The organism is Pseudomonas lutea (assembly GCF_000759445.1).
Classification (GTDB): domain Bacteria; phylum Pseudomonadota; class Gammaproteobacteria; order Pseudomonadales; family Pseudomonadaceae; genus Aquipseudomonas; species Aquipseudomonas lutea.
Genome location: NZ_JRMB01000005.1, coordinates 22,906 through 44,952, shown reverse-complemented (window position 1 = coordinate 44,952; position 22,047 = coordinate 22,906). Strand labels below are relative to the sequence as shown.

The following is a 22,047-nucleotide window of genomic DNA, read 5'->3' as shown; positions in this document are numbered from 1 at the left end:
TGGTATGGATTATTGGCCATTGCGGTTCACCCTTGTCTCGCCGGTAGTCGTTTTCTTCCAGTTGTACGGAGCATCGCGCAGCGAGTCTGTTTTGAGCCCCAGAACCTGGTCACCAATACGAAGGCGGAATTCGTCCGTCACCTCATGCACAACCAGTACATCGTCTTTCATGTGGAAGTTGGTAATGGCTTCCTTGAGTTCTGATTTAGGGTTGTAGCGATAAACATTGGGCAATGCTTTGCTGGTCGGAAACCGCATGCAGGTGAATCGGCCATCGTCCCAAACCTCGGTAGGAGACAATGACTGATCGCCATACTTGAAGTAGTTGCGGTTGATTGGGCCGTCCGAACACGGGCCACGATCCACCACAGGTGCTTTGATAGGAACTGGAACGGCGGGGTATTGATAACGTACCTGCCAGGAGGCACGCTTGATATCATTCGTTTCCACCAGCTGGATAGCATAGGTACGCTTGTTCGTCACAAGGTTGATGTTCGTGTCTGGAAACGGCGCTTTGGGTTTGAGGAAGATGCTGTTTTCCCGGATGCCGATAGTCCATGCGTCAGAGTCGCCAATCGACAAGCCACCGCCCGGAATGCCCACGACAACCTCACCTGGTTCCAGCTTGACCAGTGTGGTGTTACCAGGTCGGGTGCGGATAACAACCACGTCGTCCGGGTTGTACATTACATTCTGGATGCGCTGGTCAAAAGTCGATGGTGTGGGTGCAGTTGCAGCGCTGGCCAGGTTGCAACCCATCAGAGTTGCGACGACTACAAACGTGTTAAGTGCAAGATTGTATTTCATTGTCAGTTCCCGATTTGCTCTTGCACCAGTTGATAGGCCGGAATCTTCATACCGAGCGGGTTCAGGCGACGCTCCTCGGGCTTGAGTTTCGGATTGGGGTAGCTGTAGCTGAGTGTGGCAATCCAGTAGGTTTGCGGAATCATCAAGCTTGGCTTGCCATCTGCCGCAATAACGGTTTTTGCGAAGCGAACGGTTGCCGTCGACGTTTTCTGGTCCAGGGTAATGGACGTAATAGGCGCTTCTACACGGGCCTTATTGGTCAGAATGGCGAGCGGCGATTTAGGCGACTTGACGAAGTTGTCGTACTCGTTGAAAACCGAACCACCCAGAATGCTATATGACTTTACCGTGTCGTAATTGCGCTGAGCCAGGTTCCAGTCATACGACTCACGAGCAATTACATATTGCGAGATAAAGAACTTGTCAGCTTCCTCGCCAAACGTCGTCTTCGCCTCACCCAGCGGCGCCTCGGCAGTGACCGAACCTCCGTCGTGAATTCGGAGAACATAGGGTTCGACTGTTTTCAAGGGCATCATGACAACAATGGCAATGCCCAGAAGCAGGTTCAATACAACGGAGATACCCGCCACAATCACTGCAGCTTTGGTCATCTTCTTGTTCGACGCTTCGCGTGAGCGCTCGAATTTCTTCGCTTCCTCGATCAGGCGCTTGGCTTCTTTTCCCAAGGCACCTTTTTCCGCAGCGTCTCCGCTGTCGCGGCGCTGTTCCAGGCTCTTGGTCTCCTCGAAATGCTTTTGCAATTCCGGGCTGACATCCGTGTTTTTTCTCATTTCTTCACCTCGCCGAAAGTCTCATGTGGCTGGTTGATGTTCACCTTGATCAATGGCCCCTCTGGTTCTGGGGGCATTGGTGGTTTGGAAGAACATGCCGAAACGAGAAAAGCCGATAACACCAAGATCAAAACCTTGTACATGTGTAACTCCATTTTTTCGCGCCCGCGAAATCTTTATATTGGTTAAACCTGAAAACGGAATTTCGCGCCCGCGAAAATCATCCTAACTTGCGATTGGACCCAGCACCCGCGATCCGATTACCGCTGCCACCTGCTCCTTTCCCCAAGCCTTTGGCGAGTTGACTGACACCCCGCGTCATCATGCTCATCATCGGACCCGCTGCGCCCAGGCCACTTATGCCAACACCGCCAGTCAGTTGAGAGGCAAGAGAGGGAATAGCCATCATTACGCCGGAGAAAAGGATGTAGCAGAATAGTAATTTAATCTGTGTTACATCCGTAACTAGAATCTTACTGAAGTCGTTGCCCGAAACATATTGCTGCAGGAGGTTTGTTAAGAGCGTAAAGCCTATGCCGAAAAAGGCATAAAGAAAAATATAGTTCAGCAGCTGTGATGCCCATTTCATGAAGTAGTCCCGAGTTAACGGGAAGAATGCGAATGAAATAAAAATTGGCCCAACTAACAATACAAAGGCAACCATAATCTTGGCAATCAGCAAATACAGGAACGAGATAGCCATGAATATAGAACCGCCAATTGCCACAATTAGGATAGTCCCGAGGGCACGCATCATCGGCACCAAGTTCCATTTGAGCAAGGTCATTTTGGGTGTTTTTGTCCAGATCATTGTTACGGTGTCGATGATCTGGTTTCCCATCTGATCAATGATGTTAGGCACTTGAGTATTGGTCCGAGCGAATGCTTGGGCGATTTCCGCACCAATACTTTGGACTGGAGCCACCACGGCGGTATTGTAAAGCGAGATGTTGAACGCGAACGCTGTGAACAGCGCCATGTAGAACATCCGCTTCAGCAAATCACCAATGGGTAGTTCCTGCGTGTTGCCTGACCAGATCCAGTTGAGTGCAATAATTACAGCATACAGGGACACAAAGGCACCCACTACAGGCGCCACCAAACTGGCGAGCGCAGGTAAACCCGACGAAAACACCGAGGAAAGTCCGGTGTCAATCGACGCGAATATATCGGAGCCTATAGTGAATTGCCCTGCCATGGTTATTCCCCACTCTTCATGAATTTGTCGAATTCATCGTTTTGCTTTTGAGCCAGCAGATCATCCTGCTTGTCCATCAGATCTTTGGCCGTTGCCTGCCGGTTTGCCTCGTTGGCAATAGTTGCTTGCTCGGTTTTGATCCGGTTGGAAATGTCTTCTTTTTGCTGAGGCGTAGTGGCCTGATCAGCTGCTGCCTGCAGATTCTGAATATTCTGCAGACGCAGGTTATTCGCGTCATATTGGGCTTCAGCAGTGGCCATGTTGGTCAGCTTCTTGTCGTAGACCTCCTGCTGCAGGGCGTCATCAGACGTAAGACCGTACTGGCTGCGCAAGCTGGCCAGTTTTGAACTGTCCATGTTGCTGTAGATCGTTGACCAGCTGCCGGCAGTGGTGGTGGTCGGAAGGTAGCTGGTCATCTTGGAGCTGTTGTACATGCTCCCGTAGCCGGAATTTCCGGTTGTCAGCCCCTTCAGTTCATTGAACTGGGACTTGGCCTGGGAGATAGCGTTTTGAGCCTCAGAGAGCGCTGCTGCAGCTTGATCGGCCTGCGCTTTGGCATCCAGCGCCATCTGCGCAATGCTTGCTACGTCAACGGTAGGAATGCCGGAGGCCAAAGCGTTTGCCGAGATCGTGCCCAAGGCCACGGAAATTGCAAACGAGAGTGAGCGAGTATTCAAGCGAGTCATTTCATTTCTCCTTGTTTTTCAGCACTTTTCATTTCGCGATAACGCTGTTGAAAAATAGGCACCCAAGCGGCTGGATCAGAGCCAACTTCGGCCTTGATCTTGTGCGCCAGATCGATGCTTTCCCACGTACCTGAGATAATCGGCAGGAAGTCATCGAAGCCTTCCAGGTCGAGCAGTACGAACGTGGACTGATGTTCCTGTTTGATCAGGAATGTGCGCGACGCCTTGTCGAGTTTGTGAAGTTCGTCGAACTCTTTGCGGTTCAGGCCGCACTTCTCGTAGCTCTCAAAGGTGGCGTCCGGGTTTGGCAAAAACACCTTGGTCGGAGTCTGCTGAATGATCGGTGCGAAGATCGCGCAGTTGATGGCGTCCTCGGGCGACTGCGACACCAGAAACATGAATTCGCCCTTGATCCGGCCTGCTTTGAGCGTGCCCATGATCTGTGCTTGGGTTGTCGGGTAGTTGGCAGGCACCCAAAACTCTTCAACCAGCGTCAGGAACAGTTCACCGGCCTTCTGCATCATGTCTTTCATGTGGAACAGCACGGATAGCACAGGCTCGGTGGCCGGGTGGCCGGGCTTGAGAATGTCGGTGGTGTTGAACCCGATCCGGCGCATGTTTGCCGGGTCGAACTGGTTGACCGGGCTGTCCAGTGCCCAGGCCAGCGAGCCATTGCAAGACTGCTGCCATTTGGCCAGGCGATCGCCCAGGCCGTCCCCCCCTTCTGGCGGGATCAGTGACGACAGATAGCTGAAACGGCGGTCCAGCTGTTCCATGCCCATGATCGTGTCAACGGCATTCTTGATCTTGGCTTCGTCACTGGCGGTCAGATGGCCACTGTTGTCACGGCCACAGGCACCGACAAGCCCGTACAGGTATGAACGCAGTGACGGCGAGTCCGTTAACTGGAACGGGTTCAGGCCGGTGTAGACACCTTCCTGAATGTCAAAATAGGTCGTGCCGTAGGTCTCAAGGAACATCTGCATCGAGCGGTTGAAGTCGATGGCAAAAATCTTGGGGTTGAAGCGATCCAGAAACCCGACAAGGGTCCCTTCAAAGGTCGTCTTACCCGCACCGGTCGCGCCTAGGCAAAGCATGTGCCCCGGATATTTCTGACCCCGCACGTCCTGCGTTGGATTGCTGACATGCGTGTTGAACCAGAATACGGAACCGGAAACGGTCGGCAGCGGCATGACGGCTGAGCCGTCGCCAATTGGATTGCCGCGCTGTTTCCCGGTCGGGTAGTTGTACAGCGAAAAGCCACACGCAACGTTACGAGTAGTCTTTGGCTCGGCCAGAGGCTTGTCTTTTGTGCCAGGCATCATCGAGTAATAGGTGAAGATCCCCGAGCTAGTTGCACGCACGAAGCGAGCACCGCTGGAAGCCAGCAGGTTAGTCGCCATTGTGCTGCCATTGTCGGTCGCCTCACGTGCCGTACGGCCATACACCACCAGCGCACCGTGGTGTTCGCCAAGGGTTATTTCGCCCGAGGCGATGTAGCTGCGGGCTTCCTGAATGTCCTGGACGTAGTGTTCAGGGAAATTCGTGCCCGATGAGACCTGGTTGATCTTCTTGTTGCTCAGGCCCAGCGACTTGCTCGCCGTGAAGTTGAAAAACGACTGGGTAAGGCAGAACTCGAAGGGTTCTTTGAGCAGCGAGTTCCACATCGCCCGTTTGCTTTCGTCGGGAAAGTCCAGGTCGTAGTAGGTCGCATAAATCTGTCCGCCCGTGCTTGGGCGAATCTCGCAAAGGTCAAACCCGAAATGCAGGCCAGCTGTCTGGATGGTATCGCTGATAGCGTCACCGCTCAGCGGCACGATTTCATCGGAGCGGTTCAGCAGCTGGTTGAGGAATCCACCAATTTGCGAGTGCGTGACACCATGGGAATTTTGCTCGATGCCCAGTGCTACGGGGTCGTAATGGCGCAGCGACTTGAGCGCAAAATCGAGCAGCATGTTCATCCTCTCGATGCCCTGCTCGATGTCGAAATCGTATTTCAGCACGAAGCTGATGGAGTACGTGGTCTTGAAAAAATCATCGCCCTGGAAGCGCTGCAGGTACTTTTCGGCAAACTGCGCTACGAAGGTATTCTTGAATTTGTAATCAAAATCGAGACGGACCCGCTCCTTGCGAACGTGAAGCCATTCGGCAAGGTTGGGTGCGTTCACCTTGGCAATCTCAGCCAGGATGCGGTTGAACTGGTTGAAGCCACGAATCAGCTCGCTATCGGTCGTGGTTTCAAATGGGCACCCCTGCAGAGTGATCACGCCGAGCAGCCGTTCCTCGCCCATGGTGACGACACGGCTGTCAACATGACGGCCGTAGGCTGGCATTAGCTCAGCCGGATCTATGAATTTTTTTAAGCTGTCTGCGAAAACGCTCATGCTTGGACCCTACTTTGTTGGGTGAAACGGTGATGATCTTCGAAGTCAGACGAAGGCGAATCCACCACGATTTGAAGCTCCACTTGGCCCGCTCCATTGCCTTGTTATCTGCTTCGCACATCACCTTGAGTACCAGCAGTGCGAGGCCGCAGATGGCGGGGCAGATCAAGCCCCAGGCCCCCAGCAGCTGACAGAACAGGAAGCCACCGAATACGCCGATGGCTGACAAGACAAGTACCGGGCCAAGGGGAACCCCGTAGAACATCGAGACGTAGCCGAGCCCTTTGTAGGCTGCAAACGTCGGTTCCTCCTTGGCCTCTGCCATATCAGCTACCCCAGACCGACCAGGCCCACTCACCGACAACGATGATGGCACCGGCAATGGCCACGTAGCCCACACCTACCAGCACGTCAGCCCATTGCTTGCGATCCAGCAGCGCCATGACGACCAGGTAGATCAGGTAGATGAATACGCAGACCCCAAGGAAGCCGTACGCCCAGGTCTTGATGGTGTTGGCTTGCGTAGTCGCCTCATCAAGGCCGCCGGCAGCAAACGCGAAGTTTACGAAAAACAGGCCCAAGAACGTCATGACGAACCGGGTGCAGGTTTTCAGCGGGCTTGAAGTCAAAATGTTTTGTTTCATTGGTGGTGTCTCATTTCGATTGAGTGTGGAAGTCACCCAGCACATCCCACGACATTGAGTCATCTGTGGAGTTGGGTTGTTGTGGAATTTTGTTGCCGTCTTCCAGCGCTTTAACTGGTGCTGCTGGTTTTCCATCGCTGTTTTTTGGTTGGGGTTCTACCTCTCGAACGTCTTGGGGTTTAAACCCAATAGCGGGAACACTTGCGAGTTTCTCGTTATTGAGTGCGATTTTCATGACATAGCTTGATCCGGCCTTTCCTTCCGTTTCATAACCACGACTGAAGTTGTTTGAGTAATAACAGGAGAACGCTGCTTTCAACGCCTCCTGCCCGGCCCCCATCAGTTCGCTCGCCCGCGCGTAGCAGTCGCTCAATACCTTGCCGCTCGCCGTCAGGTTGGAACAGGGCTCAAAAGCCTGGTCAAGGGTCAGACCCAGGCCGGAAAAATTCTTCATATTGACCTGCCCGAGGCCGACGCTGATGTTAGCGCCCTGCTCTAGCAGGGACTTTGCAGCCGAAAGCGCTTCTTCCTTGGTGGCCGGCTGACTGACCAGCTGCGCGCCCACGACTCCTATGGCATAGGGATTTCCGCTAGACTCTGCCTGAACCAGAGTAGCCATTGTCGTCGGGGCTACTTGGGGAGAGCATTGTTGCGAAAGGGCGAGAATTGCTGCTGGTAGTAACATGTCTACACCAAGGATGTTGTCGAGGTCTATTATAAGACTTTTGACGAAAAAATGGTATTACAAAAGACCAACTTTCGACGCATTTTTAACCTAGAAAAAGATATATGTATGACGCACAGCGATAAGAAACTAGCGACAGCAGAGGAACTGCTGGCTTTGCGACAAGAAGTCGGTCATACGCAGCTTGAGGCCGCTGAGTTCCTGTATGTGACCACACGTACATACCAGAATTGGGAATACAGCAAGTCGAGAATTCCATACGCCATCTTCGAACTTTATGTGCTGAAAGCCATATCACGGGGATTGATCACAAACCCGAACAGGCACGAAGCCAGGGGAAAGGACACAAGAAGGAAATCCTGAGGAGATTGAGAAGGCCAGATTCGATGATCTGGCCTTTTTTTTCGCGGGCGAAAATCTCGCTACCTGTCCCTGGTGTGGCCAATCCCTACACCGGGCTTTTCCCCGATGGCGGCATACGGCCAGTGTATCAAAATGTGATGCATTGCAAACACGCCATTCATAATATGGTGAAACGCTTCCGCATTTCTGACAAATGGCAAAATAGTGGCCAACTAACCTCCTTTTACGTTGTCGAAATCCGGTTTGTCCCCCTTCAGGTTTGGATATGTGGCCTTGCACCCTTCCCTGAATCCAGAGCATCCCCAGAAGTTGTAGCCCGTCTTGCCCTTTTTCACATTGTGTCGAAGCGGTCTGTCGCACTTCACGCATTTGTGTTCCGAAACAACGGCAACCTTGCGCTGGCCAGGCTTGCCTCCCGCGTCCGGAAAAGTGCCATTGCACGCTGGGTATCCCTTGCATGCCCAGAAAGGGCCATTAGCCCCTTTGATCAACCGCAAATCATTGGTTTTGCAGTCCGGGCATGGGTGCGTGATGACTGGCTTTCGGTAAGTTGCAATGCTCTCAGCCTGCTGGCCAAGCTCCGATTGCAGCGTGCTGACCAGGCTCTGCAGGACTGGCTTGTATTGCGTCTGTCCCGTGGCGATCAGGTCGAGGTCTTTTTCGAGTTCGCGCGTGTAATTGACCTGCAGGAACGTGAATTTTCCTTCCATTCGGTCGATGACTTGCTCGCCCAATGGCTCGGCATGAAAGAACCGCTTAACCTCTCTGACGTATTGGCGGCTCTTGATGTTACCCATGATCGCTGCATAGGTTGCCGGTCGGCCGATTCCGTTGGCTTTGAGCGCCCCGACCAGACTGGCTTCGGTATAGCGTTTCGGAGAGCGCGTTTTCTTTTCCAGCACTTCGCCGCTTTCGACACTGACGATCTGCCCAAGCTGCAACACCGGGATAGGATTCGCTGAATCCTGTTCGTCGTCATCGGATGTTGCATCGCCCTGGAGCAGTTTCAGCCATCCCTCGCTGATCAGGGTTTCGCCTTTGCCTCGAAACAGCACTTGCTTGCCCTGCACCGGGTCAACTGCCTTCATGAGTACGGTTCGGACCGCGTATTCAGCTGGCATCAGCTGAGAGGCAATGGCCCGAATACGGATCATTCGATAAAGCACTTGTTCATCGGGCGTGGTGCCAGCCTCAACGACATCCCAATGCGTCGGGGTTGTTGCCGGGTGGCCTTCCTGTGCGCCTTCAGAGGTAGCGAACACACGCCGTTTAGCCACGGTGGCCAATCCCAGCGATGCGGCGACCGCCTTGATGGCAGGCATCGATTCTTCGGAAATGTTCGGGTTGTCAGTACGGTGGTAGGTGATGTGGCCATTGTCGAACAGTGCCTGCGCAACCTTCATGGTGTGCGCCGAGTCCCAGCCCAGAGAGTTGCTCGCCGCCTGTTGCAGAGTCACGGTTTCGAAAGGCGCGGGCGGGTTTTTGGTACGGGTGCTGTCCTCAAAACCAGTGACCTGGACTACCGGTACATCGGCAACCAGCCTGGCGAAAGCCCTGTCCATGAAGTATGGCTGCTCATCGGTGGTGAAGCCTTCGGCAGTCATCCACTCAACGCACCAGGCATCTGTCATTTTCGCGCCCGCGAAATTCAGTTGCGCACCGTAATGCAGTGTCGACCTAAAGGCCCTTATCTCTCGCTCGCGAAGGACAACCAGGTACAGTGCTACCGACTGCACTCGGCCAGCGGAGAGCGCTTCACCCGTTTGACGGCGTAATTCGGAACTCACCAGGTAACCAATGACGCGATCGGCCACTCGCCGTGCCTCTTGGGCAGCCACAAGTTTCATGTCAATTCGCAACGGTGACTTGAGCGCATTGTCCACGGCGCTCGCCGTAATCTCGGGGAATTTCACTCGCACAGGATTGCGAATGCCAACGGCCTGCTGGATATGCCACGCGATGCTCTCGCCTTCACGGTCAGGGTCCGTCGCTAGGTAGACCTCGCTGGCCTTGGCTACGGCCTCTTTGAGTGAACTGACGATCTTTGCGCCTTTGTCGGTTAGCTCGTAGACGGGGGTCAGATCATTGCGAACCCCTGTGGTCAGTTCGCCCTCGTTGTTGCCGCTGGCTGGCAGATCCCGAATGTGGCCAAGGCTTGGCATCACCTTCCAGTTTTCGCCAGGTCTGATTTTCGCGAAGACGTCACGTAGCTTGTCCAGCTTGCCTGACGATTCAATGATCATGAGTTTCATGTTGCAATCCCTGTACTACATGCAAATAGGTCAAACTATATCAAGTCGCAAAACCGATTACAGTAATCATTGGATATCTCCGTATTAAATAACTACAGAAGTTTTATGTATCTGCGCTCAACTATTTTCCAGCCTCTCATTTATGCAATGTATTGAGCCGTCACTTGGGCATATTTGATCGCTACGGAAAAATGGTGAGATGTGGAGCGTTCAGGTCTGCAGAGGCGTCAAGGGCGCTATACAAGGCCGCAGCGAAGCGCAGGGCCGGTTTACCGGTCCGAGCATCGAACGGGCGCAGGGAGCGAGCGAAGCGTCCCTTGATGGCTCTGGAGGCCGTCCAGAACCCTCCGAGGCAAAGGGCAGGGGTTGCTCCACCTCCCCTGCCCTCTGCCGCCCGGCGAGGGATTCAATGCTGTTTGCCATTTTCGGGCGCGCAGCGCACGTGCTTTCCGGCGGTCGATTTTCGGCCCGATGAGGTACAATAGCGGACCCGAAGATCGTGATTTTTTGCGACAGGAAGATGCCAGATCTGCGGAAGTTAATCGTCTCTAAATTAAGGAAAATGCCTTGACGATCAAAGCTGCTGTAGCAGGCGCGATGCTTGCAGTAATGGGAATGGCTTATGCCGATGTCGGCCGTGAGCAGTCTTTGCAGGAGGCCGTGCGCCAGTTTGCCGAAAAGCTCGAGGCGCAAAGCCATATCTGCTTGAAAACTTCAGGTACCAGATTCGATAGTGAGCAGTGCCTGAAGACCAAGGAGCAAGCGGCCACTGACGCTGTTAACCGCAAATACCAAGTGAAGCTGAGTTACGCCCAGGACGGGCTAAAGAGCATGGGCCCGCTAGACTCAGACAAGGTTCCCGCCATGCTGCAGACCTCTCAGGTGCAATGGCAACAGTACGTCAAAGCAGAATGCGACGGGCTGTACGAGCAGAGCTTTGCGGGAAGCGCACGCGGCGCCGAAGCGGTCGAGTGCCGGTACCGCTTGGCAATACAGCGCCTCAGTTCGCTGGATCAATGGTATGGCGACCCGTCCGAGCCGCTGAGCCTGACGAACACACCATCGAGTGGGACGAATACGTCTGATCCTCTGCAGCCGAGTGTAACGGGCACACCTGACCCTCCGCCGCCCTGCGCAACGAACATATCCAACATTCAGCTGAAAAAAATAAACAAAAAGCTTGATGATTTCAGTATCACGTTCCAGAAGCTGGAGCAGAACCAGACCAAGGCGTTGCAGGCTCAACAGGCTCAGTACGTTGCACAGCTAGCGGCTCAACAGGCTCAGTACGCTGCACAGATAGCGGCCAACCAGTACCTGTCGCAGATACTCAACAAAAAATGAGTCGGCAACAAAACGACGACGAAAGGAAAACGGCGGTGACGGTAGAAAGAATTGTCAGCGATATTGGCCCGGCCCGGTCCAAGGTGTTGCCTGAAGTGGAGGTCTGGGCCTCGAAGATGTCCGAGCTGGCTCGCTTGAAGCTGGACGGACCGATCAAGGCTTCCGTATGGGCTTACCGCTTGAACGAGACAGAGTGCCTGTCGATCGATTTGGTCGGGCAGTCTGGAGGCGACATGTCCGTGACCATTTCAACCGGCGTGCACCGCACGAATTACAGTTTCAACGACCTGGAAGCCACCTGTTTCGAGGTTCCCGATATGACGGAGGCGTTGTTAATGGTTTCGATCTTTCTTCGTCACGCAGGAGCACAGATTTCGTTCTCGGCGGGTGCCTAGAGTGGCTGCCCCCGGAAAGATCGCACATCGTTGTGGGTTAATATTTTTAGACACCGTAAGGAGTGACAGGAATGGCTGATGAATCAAAAAAATCGCCCATCAGCGACGAAGAGCGTCAGCGTCGCATGGAGGCCCACGCTTATGCTCGAGCTTCGGTTGGTCTGGAGGGTTTTGTCCTCAGCGCTGAGGATGAGGCCCATGCAGAGCGTTTCATTAATGGTGAAATCGATCTTGCCGAGTTCGTACGGCCGCGTGCTGAGCAGACGCGCGGATGACCGACAAATTTCCCACCGATGACCAGCGCCAGGCGTTGGAAGCAACGCACACTTCGAGGCGACTGCTTGAGCTGCGCCTCGATCCTGTCAAAGGCAGCTTTGATGCTGCTCACCTTCGAGAGATAAACCGACGAATATTTCAGGATCTGCCTGGGCTTGGCTTTGATCAGGTGACGCCTGGTGAATATCGGCCTCAGGTCCCACCTGGCAACGACTGGATTAAAACGCGTCGTCTGGAAACGGTTGAGGTCCGCCCTAGTGTTGCCTACTCCGCCATGGATAATGAAGCTCGAAACCGTCTTGAGGAGGTGCTGAAACGCGCAGATCCGGACGCTCTTTCAAAGCTGTCACCGCAGGAGTTCACCTCGTCGATCGGTCGACTCTACACCGCGCTCGATTACATCCATCCTTTCCCGGATGGCAATAGCCGGACACTTCGCGAGTTCACGAGGCAGCTTGCCGAGGAGTCCGGGTACAGCATCGAGTGGGAGCGTTTCAACCAGACACCAGCTGGCCGCGACATTCTCTACATCGCTCGTGACATAAGCGTTAACAGGCTTGCTTTGCCGCATGTCATTCATGAAGACACAAAGCGTTCGGTCGTTTTTACCATGGACCAGTTCGACGGTAATCGTGACCTGCCCGACCTGCTCCGTGACGCTGTAAAGGTGCCTTCTCTGGAAGATCGGCAAGTCCAGCGGGCGACAGTGGCCGCTCCTGCTGAGCCGTCATCCGAGGGACAGTTGGCTGGACAGAACGCGACTGGGTACCAGGTAAATGTGGTTGGTGATTCCGTCCAGCCCGAAAGCAAAGAAAACGTCCTTCAGGCTCGTAGTGAGCCTGATATGGATTTTTAACTCTGAATCTGCCCGGATACGCCGTGGCCTAGCTCTTCGGCTTGGTTCAGCGGGTTTCTGATACAATTCTGAGCAGTGATATGAGCGTCTATCGCACGGGCGCTCATCGTCTAGTGATCCATCGGAGGGACTCCATGTCGGCCAACATCAACCTGAAGGCCCGTCAGGCCGCAGTTGCTAACGCTCTCGCAAATCAACGGCTGGAAGGCCTTGAACCCGATACGAAGGTCGTTCTCGATCTTCAGCGTTTTGCACGCGGCGAATGTGACATTAATGCGGTGTTGAACAACTTCAAAGCAAGGATTGCTAATGGCGAAGTACTCGCAAAGCGGTAACGACCCTTACACCTATCCAGGTAGCGATGTTCTGCGCAATTGCCTGGAGATAAAGGACCAGGATCAACTCGATACCGTGGAATCATCGTTTGCTGCGATCCGCGCTGCCGAGCTGGAATCCAAACCAATCGCTGGATCTTTCGATCTCAAGCATCTCAAAGACACTCATCGGCACCTGTTCGGTGATGTGTACGAGTGGGCAGGCGAACTCAGGCAGGTCGATATCTCCAAGGGAAATACCCGTTTTGCGAATGTGGGTTACCTCGAAGGCGCCGGTCAGAAGCTTTTCAGCCAGTTGGCCAAAGAGAACCATCTGCGCGGCCTGTCACCGGACAAGCTCAGCGAACGGTTGGGCGACTATCTCGGTGAGATCAACGTTCTACACCCCTTTCGCGAAGGTAACGGGCGTACACAACGCGAGTTTATTGGGCAATTGGCCAGAGAAAATGGCTACCGGATCAACTGGGCAGGCGTTAGCAAGAGCGAAATGGTCAACGCATCCATTGAGGCCTACCACGGAAGCTCCGAACGTATGGGCCGTTTGATCGAGGCTAATCTGGTCGATCTTGGTGTAGAGAGGGAGCGTGACCAAGCTGGATTTACTCAGTCATCCGACCCGCTGACCTCCAAGCCACCGGTGCCGCCTGGAAAAGATGACTTCGATATGGACATGTAACCTTCCTTCAGGCGGCCGAGCGCCGTTCCAGTGAAGTCGCCCAGGTTCAGCCGAGGGGGCGACTTCAACGCTCTACCAAAGCCAATGCCTAGACTCGTTACGGAGAATTGCCGAGACGACCGAAGGCCCCCCGAGGCGGTTTATTCCCGTACAACCATAAACGCGGTCGATGTAAGTTCTGCAGGCGATGCGGCTAGCAACGGCACAATAGAGCGCGACGCCAGGTTCTCGGCGTACGCCATCCCAATCGCCATCGGAAAGTAGCGGTGGTTCAAAACGTCAGGATCATAGCCCCACGCCATCGCACCTGCATATTTAGTCCAACCCTCTCCGAGGAAGGCAGCGAAGGAACTGAGCAGCGTTGGCTCGATGATTTCGCCGGTCTCTAACGTCAACCAGGCATGGAGATTCACCCCTGAGCGATTTTTGAAATCACCGAGTTCGATTCCCTCGGAAGCCCAGCGACGTAGGTCATCCCAGCTTGGGCTGAATGATGCTTTGCCTTCGTACCAGATCTGGCCGATCGTGACATGAACACTGCTACCCAGATGTTGCTCAACGTACGGGGCCAGGTAATGGCACCACTTGAGGCACTGACCTGCTGATTTGGAGACATCTTTGACCCCTGCAGCTCTCAATATCGGGTCAAGAAAGGCCCCTTCGCTGTCCAGGAGCGCATCATCTCTCCACTCAAAATCGTTGACTGGAAAGCCACATTTGTCAGTGAAACGCATCGCCTGATCGAATGCGGTTCTGTAATGCGGAATATCGCTAGCTGTAGCCGGCAGGTGAAAATCTACCCAGTTCGCTGATTCCTCCGTGCTTGATACTTCTTTGGGGCTAAGCCAGCTCAAAAGTCTTTGAAGCATTCTCGTTCCTTCGAAATTGGGGGGAGGCGACTAGAGCACATCGCCTGGGCGATGTCCAAGCTGTGCGGCGATCTAGCCGGCCCGCTACACTGATGTGTGTCGTATCGTCTCAAGAAGTGCCGGGCGGCAGCGCCATCCGGAATTGAAATGGCAGCACTCCTCTGAGAGCAACACGTTGCTTCGTTGTTCACTAACCCGGGGGCGAGCCTAGAGAAGGTTTCGACCGGTGCGCTTACTAGAAGGATCCTGCTAGATGCAAATTTTATCATTCACCCAAGCTCGTGCCGGCTTGAAGCAAGTCATGGACGATGTATGTCAGGATCATGAGCCCGTCGTTATCACTCGTCAGCGTGGCAACCCTGTGGTGATGCTTTCGCTGGATGACTACAACTCGATGACTGAAACGATGTACCTGCTAGGTACTGAGAACAACGCCACTCGACTGCGCGGCTCCATTGCAAAGCACAAAACGGGCTCCCCCCTCTAATGACGGCTTCCCGCAATTGGACGCTGATGTCTGAGCGCTAGAATTCTTGCGGCGATGACGTCGCGGTCATGTATGCCACCGCACCAGCAACCAATCCCTTCTTCTAAGTGAGCGAGTTCCAGGCTCATGAAAATCTGGTTTCCTGCGGCGTGCCGACGGTTTCGCTGTCTCGAAGAGTCGACCTTTCTGTATGAATTTGCTTTTTCATGCAGTCCAGAATATCTTTGCAGGGAATTTTTCGCAGGTCGAGGGTGTGATGGCCGTGGATCTATCCGGAATGCGCAAGCTGTACCGGACAGGTGCTTTGAAGAACGCTTTCATTGCCCCAGCGCCGATGGAACCTGGTGGTTGGATTCTCCTGGTTGATGTAGATGATGGATCACAGGAGTACATGGCCGTTGCGCGCACCGATCGCTACAAGATCTACAAAAGCCTTGAGGCGGTGGTTGCAGACCTTGGACGTGTGGGTTTTAACGAGGCGACACTTAAAGTGGCATAGCAGAATTGCAGAAACCAAAAAGCCCGGCTGGTAACCGGGCTTTTTGGACAATCCAGAACAGGTCTTTCAACTTTCGACGGTAGAAACCTGTTCTCCACACATTTGGTGAGCCGATTATGGCGCGCACTGCGGCTTCGTGCAAGTTGCAGAAAGCTAATAATCACTAGCTCGCCGCTGAACGGCGCTTATCTGAAATGATCCAAACAAAGATCGACCTGATGGATCCAAATCGTACGGTCGTCCCCTCGAATATCACTTTCCCCCTCCTCCCGACGTTTCTTCCACTGCCTGAACTTCAGCGTTCTGGTGGTGTGGCATGAAGCGCAATCTCACTGTAGCCAAACTCAATCCTGCTGACCCTCATTCCGCTTTGCGCCGATCGGCGCGGCAGATGCCGGCACGCTATGCCACTGTGCGTCACCTCAGCGAAAAGCAGCTGCGCAATCCGCTGATTCGTTCGGCCTATGAGCGCCTGGCCAACATCGTTGCCTACCGTGGCCGGTACCTGCGTGGCCTGGACTCGGTGCATGGTGATCGACGTACCCGTGTTGAAGTGTTTCAGGCGATCGAGCGCGTGGCCGAACAGCTGTTGGTACGTCTAGACCTGGCAAATAGCGTGCTGGGCTACATCGATCCTGAAAACGGCCGCTACGTACTCAACACCCAACGCAACATTGCCGAGGACGCCGGTACCATTTCCGCACCGGCGCTCTGCCGGCTGTTCAAAACCCTTGAAATTGCCGGCTACGTCTACCGGCGCATCGAGCGTATTCGTCTGGATGAAAAGGACGAGTATGGTCTTCATCTGGTGCGCACCCGCGTATTGATCCGCTTTACCAAGCAATTCTGGGCCGATCTTGGCCTGCGCTACGTCTACGAGCGTGTGCAGAACGCGGCCAAGAAGCGCCGCGCTGTGCAGCTGCGTGAGATTGGTCAGCGTCGTATGGCCGACATAGAACGTCACTCCCTGGCGCTGCAGCGCCGTGAAATCTCTCGCAAGCGCTGGCAGGCCAAGGAGGCCCGCGAATTGCGCGGACCGGCCCATGGCCAATTCGCCTTGCCACAGCCGCCGCCGGCGACGACAAGTGAGCCCACGCAGGATGTTTTACCTGAGCGCATGACTGGACATAACGCATTGAAGGCGATCAGCGCGCTGCTGACCCGCAAGACCGTCGGCAGCTGACCTACCGTCGTCGATCTGCTGTCGCTCGTGATCACGAGCGAGGCTGTCGGCATACGCATCCTTTTTTTGTATCCGCTCATGCGGAGGCTCGCGCTCGTCTACGATTCGCGTCGGTTCAGGCCTGCCGCCGGACTCATATTAAGAGAAGGGAAAAGCTCTGCGCAGAGCGGTGTGAGCGCGCGCTTGCCCCTGCGAAACCTTCGCGCCGGCATGAAATTCTGTTCTTGCCTGTGGATGGCTTGAATTAAGCGGAATTTTAAACCCCCTTCAGTAACCCCTTCGGTAAATAAAAGAGCTTTACGAGGTGAAACACCTCAAACAGCGTCAATGCACCGCGCACTTCGTGCCTACGGCACGGCGCGGTAACGCAACCCGAAGACTCAATCAAAGCCAGTCTAAGCGGCCCAGGGCGATGAAGCCGCCCTGTCCTGGCATGCGCCACCCTACGGGCGCTAAGACCCGGATAAATCGCCCACGGCCGGCAAGCCTGCCGAGTGCTCAACCGGGCGCGTGTGCGCGCTGGCTTTTATGAGAAATGCGAAACCCGAATAACGCTAAGTGCTTTCAGTGAAAGCATGCATTTGAAATCGCGTTCATTCGCGAACCCGGAAAAGCTACATTCCTAGCAAGGTGCTGATGCACACGGGTGTTCCGCTGGGAGTTGGCAAGCGCATGAACGCTCACCTGGAGGCCATGGGCATCAGAAGCCAATGGACTTGGCGCAGCCTATCCGACGCTGCTTTATCGTGAATTCAGCGCGTGAATTGGGCGGCGTATCGTGCCTGGAGCTGGTCGACGCCGAACCACCCAAGCAGGAGATCTGCTGCAGCCGTATGTTAGGCAAGCGGCTGAGTGATATTAGAGCCCATCTCAACCCCTATGAAGCCAGGTATGCAAATGGTGCGCTGATCGACTTGCGCCTCTCTCCACGATTGCGGCTAATGACCAGGGCTGCTGTCCAAGCGGCAGACCGTTGTTCCGTCCCAGCGTATCGCTACAGCAAGGCCGAGGTCCTGCTCATGGGCTCGCGACAGCCAAGGGTATTTACCTACGATCTGTGTGCCCATTTCCGGCGGGTTCCCGTCGCTCAGCTGTGAAGTATCATAAGGATATCCTTATGGGATCCTTATAGTATCTTTAGGATAAATTAAGAATGTCCTTCGGACATTCTTTTGCTGGCTTTTAACGTCAAGCTCATACCCCCGCATCCAGTAATCTCCGCACGGCTATTTTGATTAGAGCTGGTCTTGATAGGCCTAGCTTGCTGCGCGCTGCATCGAATTCCGCTAACAAGTCAGGCTCGAAGCCCACGGTGAACATTTCACGCTTACCTCGCATGTTTGTTTTTGATTTGCTGTCTGGAGCGGTAGCTGCAGCTTTGGCAGCCGCTTGGGTTGCAGCTTGATCTGCCGTAGCTTGCTTCGGCGCGCGTTGGATAATTGCCATGGTGGTCACCGTTATAGGGTGGTCTTTGGATATCCTTAGGATATCAAATCGGTATCTAATTAATACCTTTAGGGTATTTAACTAGTCAAATAGTGCTTGAAGCAGCGCCTCGATCTCCTTGCATGCTTTCACATCCCTAGGTCTCATTTCTGAAACTGACATACCAAGCGTCGACGCCGCAGCTATCGACTTCCTGCGCGTAATGGTTAGGTCAATGAGCTGCAGTTCAGGGAAGGCCTCAATCGATTTACGTGTACCAATGTTATCGCTGGAGAATTTTTTGGGTTCTGCCATGTTGAGGAAGGCATAGATTGGCAATGGGTTGTCCGCTCGGGAGGACTGGATTTCACGGATCAACGGGACCAGTTCATCTTCCAACGCATCCAGTTCGAAATTGCCGGGCGCTATAGGCACTAGCATCACGTCAGCAATCATCATGGCATGTCGAAATGCTGAACTGTCCCGCCCGCCCGCATCAATGATGATGTCATCGTATTTGTCGAGTTGCCGTAGGACTTGAGTTCTTAACTGTTCACCTTCGGGGTAAGCGACCAGGGTGACGCTCGGAGTGAGATTTGCAGCATCCCGACGGTCAATCGCTTTAGAGGATGATGATTGGCGGTCACTGTTGACGACAAGCACGTCCTTGCCTTGCAGAGCGCGGCCTATGCCAATTTGAACCGTGAGCGTGGACTTACCCACCCCTCCCTTACTGTTCCCAATCACGAAAATCGACATACGGATATCCTTTGCTCTTCGTTAGACATCATAAGGATATCCTTTTGGTGTCTTAAGTCAATTATATAGGTATCTTATAAGGATCTCTTTGGTACCGTTCAGGTATTCGTGCTTTCTCTGGGCTGTCTTCGTTCAAAGGTAGGGATGCTCGCCGGGAGCTATCCGTAGGAACTGCCGTACCAGTAGGCCGGTCATGGTAGTCGTTGCCGCTCGACAGCAAGCAATAGCAACATCATAAGCAGGGCCACCAGATCGCCCTCGACGTTTGCGCGCCAAGCCAGATGGTGCTCTTGTAGAGCCCGTCCAGTTCTTCGACGAGTAGCCGATAACGGGGCACATCAAGAATCCGCCGGCGCATGTCGGCGGCGCGGTGCTGGGTTCAGAGGGTGCACAGTCTTTGGTCGGTACAGAATTCGCTTGCCCTGAGCATGTAGCTGCTGAGGTAGGGACGTTGACACGTGCGTCATCCAGCAGGATAATAACTATGTCAGCGCATACTGGAACCTTGAAAAAGGGGCGCTGATCCGGAGGCTGAAATGCCTCTCCGAGCCTTGGCTGGATAAGCGTGTAGTGCGCGAAAAGGTAGACCTTTAACGAGATTCACAGGGGCCCCGACGCGCAAGCGCCGGGGCTTTCTGCTTTTTGAGCTATACCGTAATGCCCTTGGCGCGTTGCCCAAGCACCCATGAGAGATTCTGCTTCGGCCCTTTCGGTAAGCTGGAACGGCCCCATTGGTCTACGGGGTAGGCTGTGATCATCGTGACTTTCAGCGTATTTTCGGTGTTGCCAGGCTTGGTGATATTGAAAATCAAAGCGTACTCGTAGAGATCCATGGCGAAGTATCGACGCTGCTTTTTTTGATCGATGTGCATCGTCACGTGGGCATCGAGCATTCGCTTCAAGACCCATGGCACCAGCTCCTTGCTCGCTTCCCAGCGCGACGGTGAAAAGTTTCGACGCTCGCCCCGGTTGAGAATCAGCTTGCCATCCCCTTTTTCGTCAGTAAAACAGTGAAACCCGAAGCTAAAATGGATAGTGATGTCGACTCCATCGATGCGTACAACATGCGTGAACGGCTGCAGGTGCGACATGCTGTAGACACGTCCGTTGTCGTCTATATCAGTCCAGCTCATCGCAGCCGCTCGTGCATTAAAAGTTGGGCATTGTAGCGCGGGTTACAGGTGTGCAATTCGTGTTCCTAAAAACCACTGAAAATAGAGTTAGCGTGCTGTCACTACCAGTCACCTGGCGAAAAGTCACACCTGAATCCGTTGTGAGCTGAACGGAGGCGCGTCGTGGCAAGTAACCATTGCCCGAGAAGATGGCCATGCGCCGGGTCAGGTCCTGCTGTAAATGATCGGCCTAAAACGGATAAGAATGGTCAGCCCCTTGAAGACTGCCGCGCATTACGAATAACGGGATTTACGTTAAGCGTGCTTTATCTGGCGGGTAACTTTGCTGGACTGCTAGTAAACGGCAAGGAGATCGCAGCAGAGGCTTGGACGACTCCTTTAGGCTCCTCCACAGTCGGGCCGAAAGGGGGCAGATTTTTGTTGCATGAAGAGGGCAAATTCTCCAGCCGGAAGGGCTTTTGAGTAAAACCAACCCTGTGCGTATTCAACGCCCTGAGCCTTCAGATAGGCCGCCTGAGCTTCCGTTTCTACCCCTTCAGCTACGATCTCCAGGTTTAACGTCTTCGCCATGGCAATGATGTGTGTAATAACTGAACTAGACGCTGAGGTTATACCGATGGTGTCCACAAAGGCCTTGTCAATTTTCAGGACGTTAACTGGCAAGCTTTGAAGGTGCTGCAAGCTCGAGTAGCCTGTTCCAAAATCATCTATCGCGATGTTGAAACCTAACATTTGGGCCTTTTTGAGGGACCCTGTTGCAGAGGTGATGTCGATAAATCCTCGCTCAGTCGCTTCCAGCCAGATCTGCTCGTTTTTGATCAAGCCGCCGTGTAGCGCAGACTCGATCACACCGATGAAGCGGCCGGTCTTGATGTCGTCTGCACAGAGATTGATAGCGATGTGCAGGCTAGGATTATTGGCAAGTACTGACTCTAGGTCGTCCACCACCCCTTGGATGACTTGGTCAGTGATCGGCAAGATGAGGCCAGTGTCCTCAGCTAGCGGGATGAACTTGTCAGGGGCAACCATGCTTCCGTCTGGTCTGATCCATCTGACAAGGGCTTCGGCTCCAACACAATCGCCGGAGTCCAGGGCCACTATGGGCTGATAATGAACTACGAATTCACGCTTGCGAATGGCAGTCTGTAGCTCAGCAAAAGGGGAACGCCTTCTGAGCATGAAAGTCATCACGAGCGCCCCGATCAACAGACCAATGATCAAGCTCGTAGGCAACGCTCGTAATAACTCCCTGTTGAAGCTTGTACCGAGCGATGTCATCGGTTCAGCAACTACGGCGGTCCACTCATTCCTCTGAGTCACTGCGTAGAGATTGCTTTCATCGTGCTGCCTGCCCTGTGAGATGACGTCACTCCAAGGCGCAGCGTCTTCAATCCGTAAACCGCTAACCATCCTGCCTTGATAAAAAATAGCTAGTTTCAACTGCTGGTTTAGTATTACGTCTGACAAACGACCGGTATTAATGATCACGCCGTAGGACCCACGTCTCAACAACGTAATCGGATCGACTCCTTTTATATGCGACTCGGCACGCAATGCAAGCTCAAAGCCACCGCCTAACGCGCCATCGACTTCAGGGTCCTCACCGCTGCTGAAACTATCCCCCCAGGAGCTGCATTGAGTCACCCCGTCGCGGTAGCGGACCTCCTCGATGGCTCGGGTATTTATCGTCACACGCTGCATGAACGCTATGTGGTCTGACGAGCAGCGAACGCCCGTCCAATTATCTAATGACGAAATAGCCGACCGTCCTTGGTCTAGCGAAATCTCTACATTTCTCATTGCTCGTTCTGAAAATATCTGCAGAAGCATCTGCTCGTCCGATATCGCCCTGGACCAGGAGGCGTACGACGTCAGCGAGATAGCGACGACAGCGCCTAGCACGCCGCAGGAGACCGCGGTTGCAACGACTTTGAACCTGCTCATGCTCGCTCCTTGAGACTTCAAGCAGCATGCCTGTGCACGCTGTTATTCATTGGGAG

23 protein-coding genes are annotated in these 22,047 nt (G+C 53.9%); 9 read left to right on the top strand and 14 right to left on the bottom strand.

The features are described 5' to 3' along the window. Positions 1-9: 9 nt before the first annotated feature. From LT42_RS24670 to LT42_RS24625, 9 genes are all read right to left on the bottom strand, one after another. Positions 10-807, bottom strand: coding sequence for a TrbG/VirB9 family P-type conjugative transfer protein (locus LT42_RS24670; protein WP_037019396.1), 798 nt, complete (start codon positions 805-807; stop codon positions 10-12). Between the two features lie 2 nt (positions 808-809). Further along, a complete protein-coding gene (locus LT42_RS24665; RefSeq protein ID WP_160176727.1) occupies positions 810-1,568 on the bottom strand; it encodes a VirB8 family type IV secretion system protein in 759 nt (252 codons plus the stop codon). Positions 1,569-1,818: 250 nt separating this feature from the next. After that, a complete protein-coding gene (locus LT42_RS24945) occupies positions 1,819-2,796 on the bottom strand; it encodes a TrbL/VirB6 family protein (protein ID WP_052075407.1) in 978 nt (325 codons plus the stop codon). 2 nt (positions 2,797-2,798) lie between these two features. After that, positions 2,799-3,482, bottom strand: coding sequence for a type IV secretion system protein (locus tag LT42_RS24655; RefSeq protein ID WP_037019391.1), 684 nt, complete (start codon positions 3,480-3,482; stop codon positions 2,799-2,801). Continuing rightward, complete coding sequence (locus LT42_RS24650) at positions 3,479-5,815, bottom strand: VirB4 family type IV secretion/conjugal transfer ATPase (protein ID WP_052075406.1); 2,337 nt, start codon at positions 5,813-5,815, stop codon at positions 3,479-3,481. Before LT42_RS24650 ends, LT42_RS24655 begins: the two co-directional genes overlap by 4 nt. A gap of 4 nt (positions 5,816-5,819) precedes the next feature. Then, positions 5,820-6,191, bottom strand: coding sequence for a hypothetical protein (locus tag LT42_RS24645; protein WP_037019387.1), 372 nt, complete (start codon positions 6,189-6,191; stop codon positions 5,820-5,822). 1 nt (position 6,192) lies between these two features. Beyond that, positions 6,193-6,510, bottom strand: a complete 318-nt coding sequence (locus tag LT42_RS24640) for a hypothetical protein (RefSeq protein WP_208855929.1) — start codon at positions 6,508-6,510, stop codon at positions 6,193-6,195. Positions 6,511-6,520: 10 nt separating this feature from the next. Further along, positions 6,521-7,195 carry a lytic transglycosylase domain-containing protein gene (locus LT42_RS24635; RefSeq protein ID WP_081955463.1) on the bottom strand — a complete coding sequence of 225 codons (675 nt, stop codon included), beginning with the start codon at positions 7,193-7,195 and terminating at the stop codon, positions 6,521-6,523. Positions 7,196-7,770: 575 nt separating this feature from the next. Beyond that, the gene (locus LT42_RS24625) at positions 7,771-9,801 is read right to left on the bottom strand and encodes a type IA DNA topoisomerase (protein WP_276209573.1); all 2,031 of its coding nucleotides are present in this window, start codon (positions 9,799-9,801) and stop codon (positions 7,771-7,773) included. Between the two features lie 576 nt (positions 9,802-10,377). Between LT42_RS24625 and LT42_RS24620 the strand changes: the two genes are divergently transcribed. The 6 genes from LT42_RS24620 to LT42_RS24595 all read left to right on the top strand — a co-directional run bounded on the left by LT42_RS24620 (position 10,378) and on the right by LT42_RS24595 (position 13,692). After that, a complete protein-coding gene (locus tag LT42_RS24620; protein WP_037019377.1) occupies positions 10,378-11,154 on the top strand; it encodes a lysozyme inhibitor LprI family protein in 777 nt (258 codons plus the stop codon). A gap of 35 nt (positions 11,155-11,189) precedes the next feature. Next, positions 11,190-11,549 (top strand): hypothetical protein, encoded by a 360-nt coding sequence (locus LT42_RS24615; RefSeq protein ID WP_276209571.1) that lies wholly within the window; start codon positions 11,190-11,192, stop codon positions 11,547-11,549. Positions 11,550-11,620: 71 nt separating this feature from the next. Further along, positions 11,621-11,824, top strand: coding sequence for an antitoxin VbhA family protein (locus LT42_RS24610; protein ID WP_037019375.1), 204 nt, complete (start codon positions 11,621-11,623; stop codon positions 11,822-11,824). Beyond that, on the top strand, positions 11,821-12,681 hold the full coding sequence (locus LT42_RS24605) for a Fic family protein (RefSeq protein WP_052075403.1): 861 nt from the start codon (positions 11,821-11,823) through the stop codon (positions 12,679-12,681). Before LT42_RS24610 ends, LT42_RS24605 begins: the two co-directional genes overlap by 4 nt. A 134-nt stretch (positions 12,682-12,815) precedes the next feature. Then, positions 12,816-13,016 (top strand): antitoxin VbhA family protein, encoded by a 201-nt coding sequence (locus tag LT42_RS24600; protein ID WP_037019373.1) that lies wholly within the window; start codon positions 12,816-12,818, stop codon positions 13,014-13,016. Next, positions 12,991-13,692, top strand: coding sequence for a Fic/DOC family protein (locus LT42_RS24595; RefSeq protein ID WP_070356543.1), 702 nt, complete (start codon positions 12,991-12,993; stop codon positions 13,690-13,692). Before LT42_RS24600 ends, LT42_RS24595 begins: the two co-directional genes overlap by 26 nt. 140 nt (positions 13,693-13,832) lie before the next feature. On the opposite strand, the gene LT42_RS24940 is transcribed toward LT42_RS24595, so the two are convergent. Then, a complete protein-coding gene (locus tag LT42_RS24940; protein WP_052075402.1) occupies positions 13,833-14,561 on the bottom strand; it encodes a hypothetical protein in 729 nt (242 codons plus the stop codon). A 253-nt stretch (positions 14,562-14,814) separates the two neighbouring features. On the opposite strand from LT42_RS24940, the gene LT42_RS24585 reads away from it, so the two are divergent. From LT42_RS24585 to LT42_RS24575, 3 genes are all read left to right on the top strand, one after another. Beyond that, a complete protein-coding gene (locus LT42_RS24585; protein WP_052075401.1) occupies positions 14,815-15,048 on the top strand; it encodes a type II toxin-antitoxin system Phd/YefM family antitoxin in 234 nt (77 codons plus the stop codon). 190 nt (positions 15,049-15,238) lie between these two features. Then, the gene (locus LT42_RS24580; RefSeq protein WP_276209570.1) at positions 15,239-15,547 is read left to right on the top strand and encodes a plasmid replication protein RepB; all 309 of its coding nucleotides are present in this window, start codon (positions 15,239-15,241) and stop codon (positions 15,545-15,547) included. A gap of 391 nt (positions 15,548-15,938) precedes the next feature. Continuing rightward, positions 15,939-16,730 carry a hypothetical protein gene (locus LT42_RS24575; RefSeq protein WP_081955465.1) on the top strand — a complete coding sequence of 264 codons (792 nt, stop codon included), beginning with the start codon at positions 15,939-15,941 and terminating at the stop codon, positions 16,728-16,730. Positions 16,731-17,924: 1,194 nt separating this feature from the next. Here the strand turns inward: LT42_RS24575 and LT42_RS24565 are convergent. The 4 genes from LT42_RS24565 to LT42_RS24550 form a co-directional block, all read right to left on the bottom strand. Further along, positions 17,925-18,176, bottom strand: a complete 252-nt coding sequence (locus LT42_RS24565; RefSeq protein ID WP_037019370.1) for a ribbon-helix-helix protein, CopG family — start codon at positions 18,174-18,176, stop codon at positions 17,925-17,927. 81 nt (positions 18,177-18,257) lie between these two features. Next, positions 18,258-18,914: an AAA family ATPase gene (locus tag LT42_RS24560; RefSeq protein ID WP_037019368.1), complete on the bottom strand. Its 657-nt coding sequence runs from the start codon at positions 18,912-18,914 to the stop codon at positions 18,258-18,260. Between the two features lie 647 nt (positions 18,915-19,561). After that, on the bottom strand, positions 19,562-20,047 hold the full coding sequence (locus tag LT42_RS24555) for a hypothetical protein (RefSeq protein ID WP_052075399.1): 486 nt from the start codon (positions 20,045-20,047) through the stop codon (positions 19,562-19,564). Positions 20,048-20,425: 378 nt separating this feature from the next. Then, positions 20,426-21,991, bottom strand: coding sequence for an EAL domain-containing protein (locus tag LT42_RS24550; RefSeq protein ID WP_037019365.1), 1,566 nt, complete (start codon positions 21,989-21,991; stop codon positions 20,426-20,428). Positions 21,992-22,047 lie beyond the last annotated feature (56 nt).

Excerpts from the sequence above, each read along its gene's own strand:
- LT42_RS24670 (WP_037019396.1), bottom strand. The coding sequence starts at position 807 with ATGAAATACAATCTTGCACTTAACACGTTTGTAGTCGTCGCAACTCTG.
- LT42_RS24945 (WP_052075407.1), bottom strand. The coding sequence starts at position 2,796 with ATGGCAGGGCAATTCACTATAGGCTCCGATATATTCGCGTCGATTGAC.
- LT42_RS24655 (WP_037019391.1), bottom strand. The coding sequence starts at position 3,482 with ATGACTCGCTTGAATACTCGCTCACTCTCGTTTGCAATTTCCGTGGCC.
- LT42_RS24650 (WP_052075406.1), bottom strand. The coding sequence starts at position 5,815 with ATGCCAGCCTACGGCCGTCATGTTGACAGCCGTGTCGTCACCATGGGC.
- LT42_RS24645 (WP_037019387.1), bottom strand. The coding sequence starts at position 6,191 with ATGGCAGAGGCCAAGGAGGAACCGACGTTTGCAGCCTACAAAGGGCTC.
- LT42_RS24640 (WP_208855929.1), bottom strand. The coding sequence starts at position 6,510 with ATGAAACAAAACATTTTGACTTCAAGCCCGCTGAAAACCTGCACCCGG.
- LT42_RS24635 (WP_081955463.1), bottom strand. The coding sequence starts at position 7,195 with ATGTTACTACCAGCAGCAATTCTCGCCCTTTCGCAACAATGCTCTCCC.
- LT42_RS24625 (WP_276209573.1), bottom strand. The coding sequence starts at position 9,801 with ATGATCATTGAATCGTCAGGCAAGCTGGACAAGCTACGTGACGTCTTC.
- LT42_RS24610 (WP_037019375.1), top strand. The coding sequence starts at position 11,621 with ATGGCTGATGAATCAAAAAAATCGCCCATCAGCGACGAAGAGCGTCAG.
- LT42_RS24605 (WP_052075403.1), top strand. The coding sequence starts at position 11,821 with ATGACCGACAAATTTCCCACCGATGACCAGCGCCAGGCGTTGGAAGCA.
- LT42_RS24600 (WP_037019373.1), top strand. The coding sequence starts at position 12,816 with ATGTCGGCCAACATCAACCTGAAGGCCCGTCAGGCCGCAGTTGCTAAC.
- LT42_RS24595 (WP_070356543.1), top strand. The coding sequence starts at position 12,991 with ATGGCGAAGTACTCGCAAAGCGGTAACGACCCTTACACCTATCCAGGT.
- LT42_RS24940 (WP_052075402.1), bottom strand. The coding sequence starts at position 14,561 with ATGCTTCAAAGACTTTTGAGCTGGCTTAGCCCCAAAGAAGTATCAAGC.
- LT42_RS24585 (WP_052075401.1), top strand. The coding sequence starts at position 14,815 with ATGCAAATTTTATCATTCACCCAAGCTCGTGCCGGCTTGAAGCAAGTC.
- LT42_RS24580 (WP_276209570.1), top strand. The coding sequence starts at position 15,239 with ATGAATTTGCTTTTTCATGCAGTCCAGAATATCTTTGCAGGGAATTTT.
- LT42_RS24575 (WP_081955465.1), top strand. The coding sequence starts at position 15,939 with ATGCCGGCACGCTATGCCACTGTGCGTCACCTCAGCGAAAAGCAGCTG.
- LT42_RS24565 (WP_037019370.1), bottom strand. The coding sequence starts at position 18,176 with ATGGCAATTATCCAACGCGCGCCGAAGCAAGCTACGGCAGATCAAGCT.
- LT42_RS24560 (WP_037019368.1), bottom strand. The coding sequence starts at position 18,914 with ATGTCGATTTTCGTGATTGGGAACAGTAAGGGAGGGGTGGGTAAGTCC.
- LT42_RS24555 (WP_052075399.1), bottom strand. The coding sequence starts at position 20,047 with ATGAGCTGGACTGATATAGACGACAACGGACGTGTCTACAGCATGTCG.
- LT42_RS24550 (WP_037019365.1), bottom strand. The coding sequence starts at position 21,991 with ATGAGCAGGTTCAAAGTCGTTGCAACCGCGGTCTCCTGCGGCGTGCTA.